This is a genomic window from Bacillus sp. SD127 (assembly GCF_058566445.1).
In genome coordinates this window covers 1,276,129-1,291,421 of record NZ_CP191226.1, presented here as the reverse complement: position 1 = coordinate 1,291,421, position 15,293 = coordinate 1,276,129, and the positions used below count along the sequence as shown (strand labels likewise).

The window sequence follows — 15,293 nt, the reverse complement described above, 5'->3', positions numbered from 1 at the left end:
TAATAATAGTCTTTAGCTTCTCTTATTTTAACAAAGTTCAATTTGAAAGGAAAATACGCGAACCGATGAGAACACACAAAAAAGGACGGGAACACAAAAAGGTTCCCGCCGTCAAAATTGGCTCCTTGGATGAAGGGGTTCTACTACATCCTACCAGCATAGGTTTAACAGTGCATGAAGATATTGTTAAAGCTTTGTAAACATTAAACAGGCTTTTCAGCAGCCCGCTTCAGCGTCACTGTAAACACAGTGCCTCTGCCCGGCTCGCTTGTCACATCGATTTTGCCTTCATGAGCCTCTATTAAATGCTTTACAATCGCAAGACCGAGACCGGTCCCGCCTGAGTTTCTGCTTCTGTCTTTATCAACGCGGTAAAACCGTTCAAAGATGCGGGAAATTTCTTCTTTCTGGATGCCAATCCCGGTATCGGAAACTTCAATTTGAATCTCTGTTTCTCCCGGTTTGACATTGATAGCTACCGAACCCTTCTCCGGTGTATAGGTTAATGCATTGTTTACGAGATTCAAAAACACCTGTTTCAGCCGGTGCGGGTCGCCCGCTACATAGAGAGGGTCTTTCGGAACGTTCAGCTGTAAAGAGATACCTCTCTCCGTCGCTTTATGCTTAAGCAGCGTTTCAATATCAGCCAGCATTTTTGCTGCATCGAACGTTTCGATGCTGAGCGTAAAGTTTTGCTGCTCAATCTTAGAAAGATCAAGCAAATCCTGCACCAATGACTGAAGCCTTTTGCTTTCCTTTAAAATAATCGAGAGAAATTCTGAAAGCGCCTCTTTATCCTCCATTGCCCCGTCTAATAGCGTTTCCGTAAACCCTTTGATCGATGTAATCGGCGTTTTCAGCTCGTGGGAAACATTGGCCACAAAATCTTTTCTCATCTGCTCTAATTTTTTCGTTTCTGTCATGTCATGAAAAACGAGCACAATCCCTTTCCATTCATCATCCGGCCCCATAATAGGAACGCCGTCCACTTCAAAATAACGCCTTTCAATTTTGATTGGAAGCCTTAATAGCTTGCATTTCTTCGTCTCAGTCATAAAAATCTCTTCGACAAGCTGGATCACTTCTTCATGTTCAAATGCATCATGGTAAAGACGGCGCAGCATCTGATTCGGATTGACATGAAACTGCTTCGCGTAAGACCTGTTGACGAGATTGATAAAGCCTCTTCCATCAATCATAATCAGCCCGGAGCCGATGTTTTCAATGACAGTCAGCAGGCGGTCGCGCTGCATTTCCTGCGTCCTCGTCATTTCCATCAGATCAACGGCAAGGCTGTTCATGGCCCGGCCAAGCTTGTCAGAACGCCTGATATAACCGCCGTATGTACGGGCATCGTAATTCCCCTTGGACAGCTCTGTTGCCATGTTTGTGGCTGCTTCAATAGATCTTTTGTAGCGAGAGGTCATATTAGAATAAAAGAAAACAATAATAATAAAAGCGGTACAAAGACTGGCCGTCAGCATGCCCCACATCTCGCCATTCAGACCCGAGCTTTCTTCACGGGAAGTAAGCAGCACATACCCCGTTTTTTCGCCTTTGCTCCTAAGCGAAAGCCCATAATAAAGCATGTTCTCCTCTTTCGCGAGAACTCCCTCATGACCGGAGACAAGCGCCTGAATCTGTGAAGAATCCGCCGCGCTGCCGTCAGACCCGTACAGCACCTTTCCTTCTGTATCGATCACGGACGCTTCTACATCAAGCGCACTGCCTGCATCTTTAATGACTTTCTCATTTGCCTGGTCATTCAGATTGCCGGCATCAAGCAGCGAAGCCATGTATTTGGCTTCCTTTTCAATGTGTTCCTCCGATTTTTTTTGATCAGAAGATTCAAAGAGCTGCTGTAAAAACAGCCCGAGTACACTAAACACCACAATCATACAGACAACGAGCACAGAAAAAAGGCGCACACGATATTTAATCATTCATTTTTGGCTCCTCCAATTTATACCCCAATCCCCTAATGGTTTTAATATAGATCGGTTTTTTTGTATTCGTTTCAATTTTGTCTCGAAGATGACTGATATGCACATCAACAATTCTCGTATCTCCGGCAAAATCGTAGTTCCAGACAGCACTTAAAAGCAAATCTCTCGTCAGCACTCTGCCTTTATGTCTGCCTAAATACAAAAGCAGCTCAAATTCTTTCGGTGTCAGCTCAAGCTGATTTTCTTTAAAATAAGCTTCATAATGATCGGGCAGAATCTTCAAATCGCCGATAACAATTTGTCCTTCTGTTTCCTCGTTTTTCATATCATTAGAGGGCGCAGCCATTTCAGAACGCCTTAAAATAGCTTTTACTCTTGCATTGACTTCTCGAGGGCTGAACGGCTTGGTCATATAATCATCAGCACCAAGCTCAAGCCCTAATACTTTGTCAAATTCTTCATCCTTCGCTGTCAGCATCAAAATAGGAAACATGAGTTTTTGCTGTCTCAGCTGCTTGCATACTTCAATTCCATCCAGCTTTGGAAGCATCACATCAAGCACAATTAAATCAGGATTTTCTGTTTCCGCCCTTTTGAGTGCTTCTTCTCCATCCGAAGCAGTAATAACCTCATAGCCTGATCGCTCCAAATTGTACTGCAAAAGTGTAACGATAGATTCTTCATCATCCACAACTAAAATTTTCTTGTTCATGCTGTGCCTCCAGTATCTTAATTCCCCGACATCCTATTTCTCTATTTTATGTCATCTTACCATGTTTCATGATTTTATTTTAACGAAAGCCGGACATTCCGACAATTCGCCTTTTACATCATTTTAAAAGAAAAATACAAGAGGCAGCTGAGGAATATGAGGAAACGCTTTCATTTTGTAATAAAAAGAGAAAGGCTTCGATTAAACCAGCCTTTCTCTTTTTATTTTAGGATAATACTTTCATCACATTTTTGACAGATTCAACTGATTTATTCAGCTGTTCTTTCTCGTATTCTGTCAATTCAAGCTCAATGATTTGTTCAAGCCCGTTTCCGCCGACAATTGTAGGAACACCAAGGTAGATGCCTTCATAGCCGTATTCTCCTTCAAGATAAGCAATTGTAGGAAGGACGCGGCGCTGATCTTTTAAGATTGCTTCGATCATTTCTGTCAGTGAAGCCGCAGGCGCATAATACGCGCTTCCGTTTCCTAAGAGATTCACGATCTCGCCGCCGCCTTTTCTTGTGCGCTCCACAATCGCGTCAATCCGGTCTTTTGGAATGAGGGTTTCAAGCGGGATACCACCAGCATAAGAATAACGTACAAGCGGCACCATATCGTCACCGTGTCCGCCGAGAACAAAACCAGTCACATCTTTCACTGACAAGTTTAATTCCTCCGCCACAAACGTTCTGAATCTTGCCGTATCAAGCACACCTGATTGGCCGATCACGCGCTCTTTCGGGAAGCCAGACTCTTTGTATACTGCGTATGTCATTGCATCAACAGGGTTTGTCAAAACCACAATGATAGAGTCAGGAGAATATTTCACGATTTCTCGTGTGACGCTTCTCATAATTTTTTCGTTTGTAGAGACTAGATCATCCCTGCTCATACCAGGTTTTCTTGCAATACCGGCTGTAATGACAACAATGTCAGAGCCCGCCGTATCCTCATAATTAGATGTACCCGTAATTTTCGCGTCAAAGCCTTGAACCGGGCTGGCTTCCAGCATATCAAGGGCTTTTCCTTTCGTAGGGTTCTCCAATTGCGGGATATCAACGAGAACAACGTCCGCCAGCTCTTTTTGAGCGGTTAAGAAAGCTGTTGTCGCTCCGGTAAAACCTGCTCCGATAACAGAAACTTTTTTACGAGTATTTCCCATGTCTCTCTTCTCCTTTATGGCTAATTTTAGGCTGTTTCCTTGCTTAGTCCATGTTTTTAATCAGTTCTTCTCCGAACTCTGAACATTTAACTTCAGTCGCGCCGTCCATTAATCTGGCAAAATCGTAAGTTACGACTTTAGAAGCGATTGTTTTTTCCATAGATTTAATGATTAAATCAGCCGCTTCATTCCATCCTAAATGCTCAAGCAGCAGCACACCTGAAAGAATAACTGAAGATGGGTTTACTTTATCAAGTCCGGCGTATTTAGGAGCCGTTCCGTGTGTCGCCTCGAAAATCGCATGTCCTGTTTCGTAGTTGATGTTCGCCCCAGGAGCAATACCGATTCCGCCTACTTGCGCCGCAAGAGCGTCAGAAATATAGTCTCCGTTAAGGTTCATTGTTGCAACAACATCAAATTCGCTTGGACGTGTCAGAATCTGCTGAAGGAAAATATCAGCAATGCTGTCTTTGATAATGATTTTGCCTGCTGCTTCTGCTTCGCTTTGCGCTTTATTAGCGGCGTCTTTTCCGTCTTTTTCAGCAATGCGGTCATATTCAGCCCATGTGAAGACTTTTTCGCCGTATTCTCTCTCTGCAAGCTCATAGCCCCAGTTTTTGAAGGCGCCTTCCGTGAACTTCATGATGTTTCCTTTGTGTACAAGCGTTACAGACTTGCGGCCGTGCTCAATCGCATATTCAATTGCCGCTCTGACCAGACGGCTTGTTCCTTCTTCAGAAACAGGCTTAATGCCGATACCTGATGTTTCAGGGAAACGGATTTTGTTGACATTCAATTCATTTTGCAGGAAGCTGATAAGCTTTTGCACTTCTTCAGAGCCTTTTGCGTACTCGATGCCTGCGTAAATATCTTCTGTATTTTCACGGAAGATGACCATGTCAGTATCCTCAGGGCGTTTTACAGGTGACGGCACTCCAGTAAAATATCTTACCGGTCTCAAGCAAACGAATAGGTCAAGCTCTTGTCTGAGCGCTACGTTCAAAGAACGGATACCTCCGCCGACAGGTGTCGTTAACGGGCCTTTAATCGCGATGAAATATTCGCGGATGACATCTAATGTTTCAGCAGGAAGCCACTCACCTGTTTTATTATAAGCCTTTTCACCGGCATAAACTTCTTTCCACGTAATTTTCTTTTCACCTTTATATGCTTTTTCTACTGCGGCTTCCAAAACTTTTGAAGCCGCATTCCAAATATCAGGACCGGTTCCGTCTCCTTCAATAAACGGGATAATCGGGTTGTTTGGTACGTTTAATACTCCATTAGAGACTGTAATTTTTTCACCTTGTGCCACAATAAAAACCTCCCAGTATGTAATTCATATTTAGAAAACATTTTATTTTTCTTATATAGAAAACAAAATGATTTTTCTTAACATTCTAAAGTGTAAACCATCTTTGATGTTCTGAACAAGAGGCTAACTTCATTAACATAAGCCAGCCTCCCATGGTTCTTTAGGCTCTTTCTTCAATCGGAACAAAAGTTTGTTTGTCAGGGCCTGTGTAATCTGCACGCGGGCGGATCAGGCGGTTATTGTCATACTGCTCAAGGATATGAGCGAGCCAGCCTGACATTCTGCTTACAGCAAAAATCGGTGTGAACAGGTCATGGTCTATTCCGAGGCTGTGATAAACAGAAGCGGAATAGAAATCAACGTTAGGCGGAAGCTTTTTTTCTGATGTCACGATTTCTTCGATGCGAATCGACATGTCATACCATTTGCTTTCGCCGGTCAGGTTGGTCAGACGTTTGCTCATTTCTTTTAAATGTTTGGCGCGCGGATCGCCATGCTTATAAACGCGATGGCCGAATCCCATTATTTTTTCTTTCTTTTCCATCTTGGCGCGAACGAAAGGCTCGACATTCTCCACTTCGCCGATCTCTGTCAGCATTTTCATGACGCCTTCGTTTGCACCGCCGTGAAGCGGGCCCTTCAGTGCGCCGATCGCTGCAGTGATTCCTGAGTAGATATCCGAAAGTGTTGCGACACAGACCCTCGCTGTAAACGTTGACGCGTTCAGCTCGTGATCGGCATGTAAAATCAGTGCTTTGTTGAAGGCTTCAACCTCAATCGGCGAAGGCTCTTCTCCATTTAATGTGTAGAGAAAATTCTCGGCAATGCCGTAGTCTTCTCTTGGCTCAACGGGTTCAAGACCCTTGCGGATTCTGGAAAACGCTGCAACCAGACCAGGCACCTTTGCCTGAAGGCGGATCGCCTTTCTGTAGTTGGCTTCCGGGTTCATGGTATCAGCCTCGCTGTCAAGCAGGCCTAGTAAAGAAATCGCTGTCCGAAGAGCAGCCATGGGATGAACATTTTCGAGGGAATAAGATTTGAAGTGCTCAATAATTTCTTGCGGAACGGCAGCTTCTTTTGCTAACTGCTGTTTTAACTCATCAAGCTCTTTTTTGTTTGGCAGCCTTAAGTGCCAAAGCAAGTAAATGATTTCTTCAAAGCTCGCATTCTCTGTCAAATCATCGATATCATACCCCACATATGTAAGGGTATCATCAATAATCGAACTAACAGATGATGTTGTTGCTACAACCCCTTCAAGACCGCGTGTCGCTGTCATATATAACATCTCCTTTTCAATAAATTTCCCCTTTAAGAGTGTTGTAAAAACATGAGGCTAACTTAAAAAGCACGTTGTAAGTATTTCTCCCCCCAAAAGAAAATGCTTACATTTTACTGCCTGCTGGTGCTGAAACCCTTTGCTTATGAAAGAACATAACAAATTCTTATAAGCTTTTTTAAGTTTGTGCCTATTCCTATTATAAACAATAATCAGACATTTGTTAAATGTTTACCTATAATTTTTTTTTTCATTCTATGATTTTCCCTAAAAAACGCCTTTATTTGCGGGTTTTGGCATTAAAAAAAAAGCGGCAGCAAGCCGCTTTTTTTATGAAGTGAACAGTTTTACGAGCTGCATCGCGATATAAGCAATCCCCGCTCCGATCAGCGGACCCACTGCGACTCCGCCGAAAAGCGCGACAGCGAGAATGGTACCGATGACAAGAGCAGTGGTGATGTGAGGATCGTTTTCCAGCAGGGTCAGGCCATTTTTGGCAATCAGCGCAACGGCAATTCCCGCCCCCAATGCAATCCATGCGTAAGAAGAACGCATTGCCTCACCAAGCTGTTTAAATCCAATCTCTCCTGTGGCGATTGGAACAAGAACAGCAATTGTGATGACGGTCACGCCCCAGTTGATACCTTTTGACTGGATAGTCGGGAAAAATTTTTGGTCAAGTCCCACGATTTTAATGATCAAAAGGACGGATACAGCAAAAAGCAGCGATTGATTTTTTGCGATAAGTGCAATAGCCAAGAGTAATATTAAAAATAAATTCGCTTGTGTAAACACGCGTCATCCCTCCTTTAAGATGAATGTATTCATATACAGCCGTACCGTGAATAAACATAACAATAGGACATGCTGACGAGAGGAGGAGCGTTTTTGTGAATCAATCCTATATCACTATTTTTTTACGAACCCTCTTTGTCGTGTCGCTTACAGCCGGATCAGCAGCCGCTGTTTATTATTCGTTTCCGTTAACATATCCGTTCCTCATTGCCCTTATTCTTTCAACAGCGATTCACCCTGTTGTAGACTACTTGGACAAGGTGACCGGATTCCCGCGAACTTTAAATGTCATCGGCGTGCTTGCCTTTTTTCTGCTCGCGGCGTTCGGTGTGCTGACCATTGTGATAGCAGAAATCGTAACAGGGACTGCATATCTTGCAAAAACCCTTCCCCCGCATATCAGCACATTTATCTCTTATTGTGAAAAACTGTTTACCACTCATATCCAGCCGCTCTATCACGAACTGACCGTTTTATTTCATGAATTGGAGACCAACCAGCAGGCTTCCATCGTCACTCACATTCAGACACTTGGAGATTCCGCTGCCAAAAACGCAGGACTGCTGCTGTCTCACATTCTTGAAATGATCCCGAAGTTTTTCGCGCTGCTTCCGAATACCGCGGCTGTTTTGATATTTTCACTTCTTGCTACATTTTTCATGACAAAGGATTGGCACAAGCTGAAAGCGATGCTCGTTTCAGTGCTGCCGGATCGAATAACAGCAAACGGAAAGGCGATCAGCAGCGAGTTAAAAAAAGCAATGACCGGTTTCATTAAAGCGCAGGCTGTTCTTGTATTCCTTACGATGGTCATTGTATTCATCGGTCTTTCTCTCTTAAAGGTTGAGCATGCAGCAACGATTGCTTTTTTAATCGGGCTAGTCGACCTTCTCCCTTATTTAGGAGCAGGATCCGTCTTCGTGCCGTGGATTTTGTATTTATCGATTACAGGCCAGCTTCCTCAAGCAATTGGAATTGGTGTGCTGTACCTTATCGTACTCGTTCAGCGGCAGCTGACAGAGCCGAAAATATTAAGTAAATCAATCGGAATCGATCCGCTGGCAACACTCATTGCCCTCTTTGCCGGCTTTAAATTGTTCGGATTTTTAGGACTGATTGCCGGTCCTGCCGTTCTCGTCGTCATCCAGGCTTTTATTACAACAGGTGCCTTAAAGGAAATATGGTCCTACATCACTGTCCAGCAAAAATAAAACAGCAGCCCATAATGCAGGCTGCCGTTTTTATTTTATAATGATCCGCTTGTTCTTCGACATGCCTCTCAGCCATTTGAACAGGATCGGCTTACACCAGCTGCGGGTGAACGGGATAAGCAGGCATGCGCCGGCCAGGTCTGATAAAAAGCCTGGCAGCATCAGCAAAAGGCCGCCAATAAAGATGCACAGGCCGTCAGCAATCGCTTCACCAGGCATCTTTCCGTATTGAAGGTCACGCTGAACCTTGAAGTAAACTTCAGTTCCTTGTTTTTTGGCAGCTGCTGCCCCAATGATCCCGGTCAGAATCATCAAAAGAACCGTCGGAAGAATACCGATCAGCTTGCCCGTAAATAGAAATATGCCGATTTCAATTGCCGGAAACACAATAAAAAGCAAAAATAAAAACCTCATCTCCAGCCCCCCACATGTGTAAAACGCCTTCGTTCAAAAATAGTGACAAATAGAGAAAAGGAAGGGAATACGCTCCCTTCCCATTTTCAGATGTGATTAAAGTACACTTGCACGGCCTTGGTAGACTGCCCCTCTAGAAGCGTCAACCGTAATATCCTGGCCTTCTGTCAAAATGGATGTCGCATTTTCCAAACCAACAATAACCGGAATGCCGAGGCTTAATCCGACTACTGCAGCATGGCTTGTCAAGCCGCCCTCTTCTGTAATAAGAGCAGACGCTTTTTCAAGAGACGCGATCATGTCACGGTCAGTGCTAGTTGTAACCAAAACCGCGCCGTCAGTCATTTTTTGTTCGGCTTCTTTCGCGTTTTGCGCAATGACAACCGGACCGTAAGCTGATTTGCGGCCGATACCTTGGCCTTTAGCAATGATATTGCCAACAGTATGAACTTTCATCAAATTCGTTGTTCCTGACTCGCCGACAGTGCCTGCTGTAATGACGATCAGGTCACCATTTTTTACAATTCCGCTGTGTAATGATTTTTGCACAGCGTCTTCCAGCATCTCATCAGTTGAGCTTGCATTTTGACCGCTTTCTGCGAAAACGCCGGATACAAGAGCGAGTTTTCTGGAAACAGAATCATTTACAGTCACAGCGACAATCGGTGCCTGCGGGCGGTATTTTGCAATCATACGCGCTGTATGGCCGCTTTCAGTCGGCGTTACAATCGCAGTAGCATTCAAGTTAATGGCTGTATGTGCAACAGATTGGCCGATTGCATCAGTAATCGTCATGCCTACTTGGTCTCTGCGCTTTGAAAGAATCTCTTTGTAATTCAGCGCCTCTTCAGAACGGGATGCGATGTTGTGCATCGTTTGAACCGCTTCAACCGGGTAGTTTCCGGCAGCTGTTTCACCAGAAAGCATGATCGCATCTGTGCCGTCGAAAATTGCGTTTGCGACGTCACTCGCTTCCGCACGAGTCGGACGCGGGTTGCGCTGCATGCTGTCAAGCATTTGTGTCGCTGTAATAACCGGTTTGCCCAGTGCGTTGCATTTTTTAATCAGGTCTTTTTGCACGAGCGGCACTTCTTCAGCCGGGATTTCCACACCTAAGTCTCCGCGCGCAACCATTAAGCCGTCAGACACTTCGAGAATAGAATCGATGTTGTCTACGCCTTCTTGGTTTTCAATTTTAGGGATAATTTGAATATCCTGAGCATTATGCTCCTCAAGAAGTTCACGGATTTCAAGCACGTCAGTAGAACGGCGTACAAAAGACGCAGCGATGAAATCTACCCCTTGCTCAATACCGAAAACGATATCTCTCGCGTCTTTCTCAGTAATACCAGGAAGGTTGACGCTGACACCCGGCACGTTAACGCCTTTTTTGTTTTTCAGTGTTCCGTTGTTTAGTACTTTTGTTTTGATTTCGCGTTTAGCGGCATTCACTTCAAGTACTTCAAGACCGATAAGCCCGTCATCTAAAAGAATCGTTGAGCCTTTTTCAACGTCCTCTACTAAACCTTCATATGTTACTGAAATCTTATCAGTTGTTCCAACTACCTCGTCCATTGAAACGATAAGCTCTTTGCCTGTTTCAAGCTCAATAGCACCATTTTCCATAGTATGTGTACGGATTTCAGGGCCTTTTGTATCAAGCAGGATTCCGACGTTTTTGCCGAGCTTTTTGCTCGCTTCGCGGATATTTTTAATACGTGCTCCGTGCTCCTCAAAATCTCCGTGAGAAAAATTTAAACGAGCCACATTCATTCCTGACTCCATTAATTTCGTAAGCATTTCAATACTTTCACTTGCCGGACCGATGGTACAAACAATTTTTGTTTTTCTCAATTCGTTCACTTCCTTCTGAAATCTTCAGCCTTCTGCTGCATTCTTAAATAGACAGTTCTTTTGAAAGCTGATACATGTTTTGCTCAACTGTGTGTTTTTGATCCAGTATTTCTATAATATCATGGTCTACAAGCTTATTGTTTTGTATACCTACACAGCGTCCGCCTTTTCCTTCAAGCAGCAGTTCAACCGCATACGCGCCAAGTCGGCTTGCCAGAACACGGTCAGCAGCACTTGGGGAACCGCCGCGCTGAATATGGCCTAATACAGATACCCTAGTTTCAAGATTTGTTTCTTCTTCAATGCGTTTCCCGAATTCAACACCGCTGCCTACCCCTTCGGCAACGATAATAATACTGTGTTTCTTCCCGCGCTCATGACCGCGTTTTAGCCGGGCAATGATTTCGTGCATGTCGTAATCAGCCTCAGGGATTAAGATTGATTCCGCACCGCCTGCAAGTCCGGCCCATAATGCAATATCGCCGGCGTGGCGGCCCATCACTTCGATCACATATGTACGTTCATGAGAAGTCGCTGTATCACGAATCTTATCAATTGCGTCAATTACTGTATTTAAAGCTGTGTCGAAACCGATTGTAAAATCAGTACCCGGAATGTCATTATCAATTGTACCCGGTACACCTACACATGGAAACCCGTGCTCCGTTAATTTCTTCGCACCCATGTATGAGCCGTCTCCGCCGATAACGACAAGCCCTTCGATACCCAGCTTCTTCAAGTTTTCGATCCCTTTTTCACGGCCTTCAACCGTTTTGAATTCAGGACATCTTGCTGTATAAAGCTTTGTTCCTCCGCGATGAATAATATCACCTACAGAACCGAGCTCTAGCTTTTCAATCTTTCCGCTGATCAATCCTGAGTATCCGTTATAAATGCCGTAAACTTCAACGTCATGATAAATCGCTTTTCTGACAACTGCGCGAACTGCTGCATTCATTCCCGGGGAATCCCCGCCGCTCGTCAATACCCCTATACGTTTCATTCTCCATTCACCTCAGCAAACATATATGATTAAAACATAACATGATCATTGCCCTAAAAACAATGAAAAGGGATCTCCATCCTCCCTATGAAACCTTACCTATTATACAATTAAATAAATTGTTTTTAAATAAAATTTAAGGAATGTCACAAAAAATAAACGTGAGCCAAAGGCTTCACGTTTATTTAGTTTACCCCGATATATTGATCTTCAATCGATACTTTCCCAATTGCTTTGTATTTTTCATAGCGCTGCTGAATTAATTCTTCTTCATTCAGCTTCAGCAAAGTCTTTAACGATTGTTTAAGGGTTTCATCCATGTAGCTTGCCTGCAGCTTAATATCGTGGTGCGCTCCGCCTTTTACTTCTTTTATCATATGATCTATAATACCTAATTCTTTTAAGTCAGGCGCAGTGATTTTCATTGTTTCCGCCGCTTTTTTGGCAAGACTGGAGTCCTTCCATAAGAGTGCCGCAGCACCTTCCGGAGAAATAACAGAATAAGTAGAGTTTTCCAGCATATGCAAGTGGTTGCCCACACCTAAACCTAGAGCTCCGCCGCTTCCGCCTTCGCCGATGACGATACAAACAACAGGCACTCTAAGGCCGGCCATTTCAAACAGGTTTTTGGCGATTGCTTCGCTTTGTCCTCTTTCTTCAGCTGCTCGTCCAGGGTATGCCCCCTTCGTGTCAATAAAACAGATAATCGGTCTGTTAAATTTATCAGCCTGTTTCATCAGACGAAGCGCTTTACGATAGCCCTCAGGATGAGGCATTCCAAAGTTGCGGACCAGGTTTTCCTTCGTGTCTTTTCCGCGCTGATGACCGATAACTGTCACAGGCAGGCCGTGGAACTTGGCAATACCGCCGACAATGGCTTCATCGTCTCCGTACGCTCTGTCGCCGTGACATTCAAAAAAGTCTGTAAACAGGTAATGAATATAATCAAGTGTTGTCGGACGGTCCGGCAGACGTGCGATTTGAACACGGTCCCAAGGCTTCAGATTTTTATAAATATCATCCTGAAGCTTAGCTAGACGGTCTTCAAGCCGTTCGATTTCTGCACTCAGATCCATTTCCGAATCCTGGGTGAATTTTTTCAATTCGGCGATTTTGGTTTGCAGTTCAATCACCGGTTTTTCAAATTCTAATCTTGCAGCCACTCAATGTCACCTCCTGTTTGATGCATATCCAGCAGATTCTCTAACGTTTTTTTCATGTCGTCGCGGTGAATAACCGCATCAAGCTGTCCATGTTTTAATAAGAATTCCGCCGTTTGGAAATCCTCCGGCAGTTTTTCGCCTATTGTCTGTTCGATAATCCTTCTTCCGGCAAAACCGATCAGCGCGCCAGGCTCCGCAAAATTATAATCGCCAAGAGAAGCAAAGCTTGCCGATACCCCGCCGGTAGTCGGATGCGTCATGACTGAGATAATGAGACCCTGTTCCTCACTGAATAATTTTAAGGCAGAGCTTGTCTTTGCCATTTGCATAAGGCTTAATATGCCTTCCTGCATCCTTGCACCGCCGGAAGCAGTAAAAATAATAAACGGAACTTTATCCGCTTTTGCTTTTTCAATCGCAAGCGTGATTTTCTCGCCGACGACAGAGCCCATGCTGCCCATACGGAATGAAGAATCCATTACCGCGACAACAGCAGGAAATCCCCCGATGGTGCCCTTGCCTGTGACAACAGCCTCGTTTAAGGATGTTTTCTCGCGATCTTTTTCAAGCTTTTCCAGATATCCCGGGAAACCGAGCGGGTTTTCCGATAACATCCCCTGATTGAATTCCTCAAAGGACTGTTCATCCATCAAGCTTTCGATACGCTGTTTTGCATTCATTGGGAAATGATAATCGCAGTTCATGCATACCCGCATATTTTTATCCAACTCTTTAGTGAGCATGATTTTTTTACACTTAGGACATTTTGTCATAATGCCTTCCGGAACATCGTGCTTCGCTTGATCTGACGGTACGGAAGCATACTTTTTCTTTTTAGTGAATATATCCTTTAACAAATGATTACCTCCCTTTTGTGAAGGGTTCTCTTCACCGCATGCCATCCAGACAGATAGACTTGCTAATAACTTTACCGAAACTATTGTACTTTTTTTGTCAAACGCTGTCATCCTCAATTCGACAACTTTTTATCCGCAGACGCGTGCGGACAGACTCATGATAAACCTAATAAATCGTTGAACCAGTAAGGTTGGTAACGTATTCAAAAATCATGTTAAACTCGGCTGAAATTTTTTTAAGTCCTGACCCCAAAAAAATTTCAGCCGCAAGTTTAACTTGAGAACAGCGCGCCGGTCTCCGCCAACGCGCTGCCATTTTTGGAATGAATTAAAATTATTCGCCAATAATCGTAAGTTTTCTGGTTTTTTCTGCAACTTCTTCAGGATCTACAGTAATTCTTGCCACACCTGTTTCCATCGCCGCTTTCGCCACAGCCTTAGCCACAGCAGGCGCAACACGTTTATCAAACGGTGCAGGGATGACGTACTCTGGGCTAAGCTCATCGTCTGATACTAGTGAAGCAATGGCTTCAACCGCTGCAATCTTCATTTCTTCGTTAATGTGAGTAGCGCGCACGTCAAGCGCTCCACGGAAAATTCCCGGGAAGGCAAGCACATTGTTTACTTGGTTCGGGAAATCTGAACGGCCTGTTCCGATAACGCTTGCTCCAGCTTCACGCGCATCTTCCGGCATAATTTCCGGATTCGGGTTTGCCATTGCGAAAATGATTGGATCTTTCGCCATGCTTTGTACCATTTCTTTTGTTAGCGCACCTTCGACAGACACACCGATAAATACGTCAGCACCAGCGATCACATCTTCCAAAGAGCCGTCTTTACGGTCTTGGTTTGTGAATTTCGCCACTTCGTTTTTAACATCGTTCATACCGTTCGGACGCCCTTCATAAATGGCTCCTTTTGAATCGCACATCACGATGTCGCGCACGCCGAAATGGTAAAGAAGCTTAATGATCGCAATACCTGCAGCACCGGCGCCGTTAGCCACAACTTTAATGGAAGACATGGATTTCCCAGACAATTTCAGCGCGTTTACAAGACCAGCTACTGTGACAATCGCTGTGCCGTGCTGATCGTCATGGAAAACCGGGATGTTCGTTTCTTTTTTCAGACGCTCTTCAATGATGAAGCAGTTTGGCGCCGCGATATCTTCAAGGTTGACACCGCCAAATGTCGGTTCAAGCAATTTAACGGTTTCAATGATTTTATCAACATCATTTGTGCCCAAAGCAATTGGGAACGCGTCTACGCCGGCAAAGCTTTTGAAAAGAACGGCTTTACCTTCCATAACAGGAAGTGCGGCTTCAGGGCCGATATTTCCAAGGCCGAGCACAGCTGTACCGTCTGTCACAACTGCTACCATGTTCCCCTTCATTGTATAATCATATACTTTGTTAATGTCTTCATGAATATCCTTACATGGTTCTGCTACACCCGGGGAATAAGCAAGGCTTAAATCTTTCGCATTTTTAACCTCTACTTTAGATTTGGATTCGAGCTTCCCCTGGTTCACTTTATGCAGATGTAATGCTTCTTCTCTTAATGACATTCTCCTAAACAC

At 44.3% G+C, this 15,293-nt stretch carries 13 protein-coding genes; 1 reads left to right on the top strand and 12 read right to left on the bottom strand.

All coding sequences use genetic code 11. From position 1 onward, the window contains the following. Positions 1-203: 203 nt before the first annotated feature. The 6 genes from pnpS to ACQVGS_RS06595 all read right to left on the bottom strand — a co-directional run bounded on the left by pnpS (position 204) and on the right by ACQVGS_RS06595 (position 7,212). Complete coding sequence (gene pnpS / locus ACQVGS_RS06620; protein ID WP_106020250.1) at positions 204-1,943, bottom strand: two-component system histidine kinase PnpS; 1,740 nt, start codon at positions 1,941-1,943, stop codon at positions 204-206. Continuing rightward, positions 1,936-2,658 (bottom strand): two-component system response regulator PhoP, encoded by a 723-nt coding sequence (gene phoP / locus ACQVGS_RS06615; RefSeq protein WP_010335269.1) that lies wholly within the window; start codon positions 2,656-2,658, stop codon positions 1,936-1,938. The genes pnpS and phoP overlap by 8 nt, the downstream gene beginning before the upstream one ends. 226 nt (positions 2,659-2,884) lie before the next feature. Then, positions 2,885-3,823, bottom strand: coding sequence for a malate dehydrogenase (mdh, locus tag ACQVGS_RS06610; RefSeq protein WP_010335270.1), 939 nt, complete (start codon positions 3,821-3,823; stop codon positions 2,885-2,887). A gap of 43 nt (positions 3,824-3,866) precedes the next feature. Beyond that, complete coding sequence (icd, locus tag ACQVGS_RS06605; RefSeq protein ID WP_024122455.1) at positions 3,867-5,138, bottom strand: NADP-dependent isocitrate dehydrogenase; 1,272 nt, start codon at positions 5,136-5,138, stop codon at positions 3,867-3,869. A gap of 160 nt (positions 5,139-5,298) precedes the next feature. Continuing rightward, entirely contained in the window at positions 5,299-6,417 is a 1,119-nt protein-coding gene (citZ, locus tag ACQVGS_RS06600) for a citrate synthase (RefSeq protein WP_010335272.1), read from the bottom strand. Positions 6,418-6,747: 330 nt separating this feature from the next. After that, entirely contained in the window at positions 6,748-7,212 is a 465-nt protein-coding gene (locus ACQVGS_RS06595) for a DUF441 domain-containing protein (RefSeq protein ID WP_010335274.1), read from the bottom strand. A gap of 95 nt (positions 7,213-7,307) precedes the next feature. Here ACQVGS_RS06595 and ytvI point away from each other — a divergent pair, with 95 nt between their 5' ends. After that, positions 7,308-8,423 carry a sporulation integral membrane protein YtvI gene (gene ytvI, locus ACQVGS_RS06590; protein WP_127696653.1) on the top strand — a complete coding sequence of 372 codons (1,116 nt, stop codon included), beginning with the start codon at positions 7,308-7,310 and terminating at the stop codon, positions 8,421-8,423. Between the two features lie 30 nt (positions 8,424-8,453). On the opposite strand, the gene ACQVGS_RS06585 is transcribed toward ytvI, so the two are convergent. The 6 genes from ACQVGS_RS06585 to ystJ form a co-directional block, all read right to left on the bottom strand. Continuing rightward, complete coding sequence (locus ACQVGS_RS06585; RefSeq protein ID WP_106020252.1) at positions 8,454-8,837, bottom strand: FxsA family protein; 384 nt, start codon at positions 8,835-8,837, stop codon at positions 8,454-8,456. A gap of 96 nt (positions 8,838-8,933) precedes the next feature. Further along, positions 8,934-10,691 (bottom strand): pyruvate kinase, encoded by a 1,758-nt coding sequence (pyk, locus tag ACQVGS_RS06580; RefSeq protein ID WP_024122458.1) that lies wholly within the window; start codon positions 10,689-10,691, stop codon positions 8,934-8,936. A gap of 43 nt (positions 10,692-10,734) precedes the next feature. Then, positions 10,735-11,694: a 6-phosphofructokinase gene (gene pfkA / locus ACQVGS_RS06575; RefSeq protein ID WP_024122459.1), complete on the bottom strand. Its 960-nt coding sequence runs from the start codon at positions 11,692-11,694 to the stop codon at positions 10,735-10,737. A gap of 185 nt (positions 11,695-11,879) precedes the next feature. Then, positions 11,880-12,857, bottom strand: coding sequence for an acetyl-CoA carboxylase carboxyl transferase subunit alpha (gene accA, locus ACQVGS_RS06570; protein WP_024122460.1), 978 nt, complete (start codon positions 12,855-12,857; stop codon positions 11,880-11,882). Next, positions 12,842-13,714, bottom strand: coding sequence for an acetyl-CoA carboxylase, carboxyltransferase subunit beta (gene accD / locus ACQVGS_RS06565; protein WP_044153863.1), 873 nt, complete (start codon positions 13,712-13,714; stop codon positions 12,842-12,844). The genes accA and accD overlap by 16 nt, the downstream gene beginning before the upstream one ends. 334 nt (positions 13,715-14,048) lie before the next feature. After that, entirely contained in the window at positions 14,049-15,281 is a 1,233-nt protein-coding gene (ystJ, locus tag ACQVGS_RS06560) for an NADP-dependent malic enzyme (RefSeq protein ID WP_095714225.1), read from the bottom strand. Between the last annotated feature and the right edge of the window lie 12 nt (positions 15,282-15,293).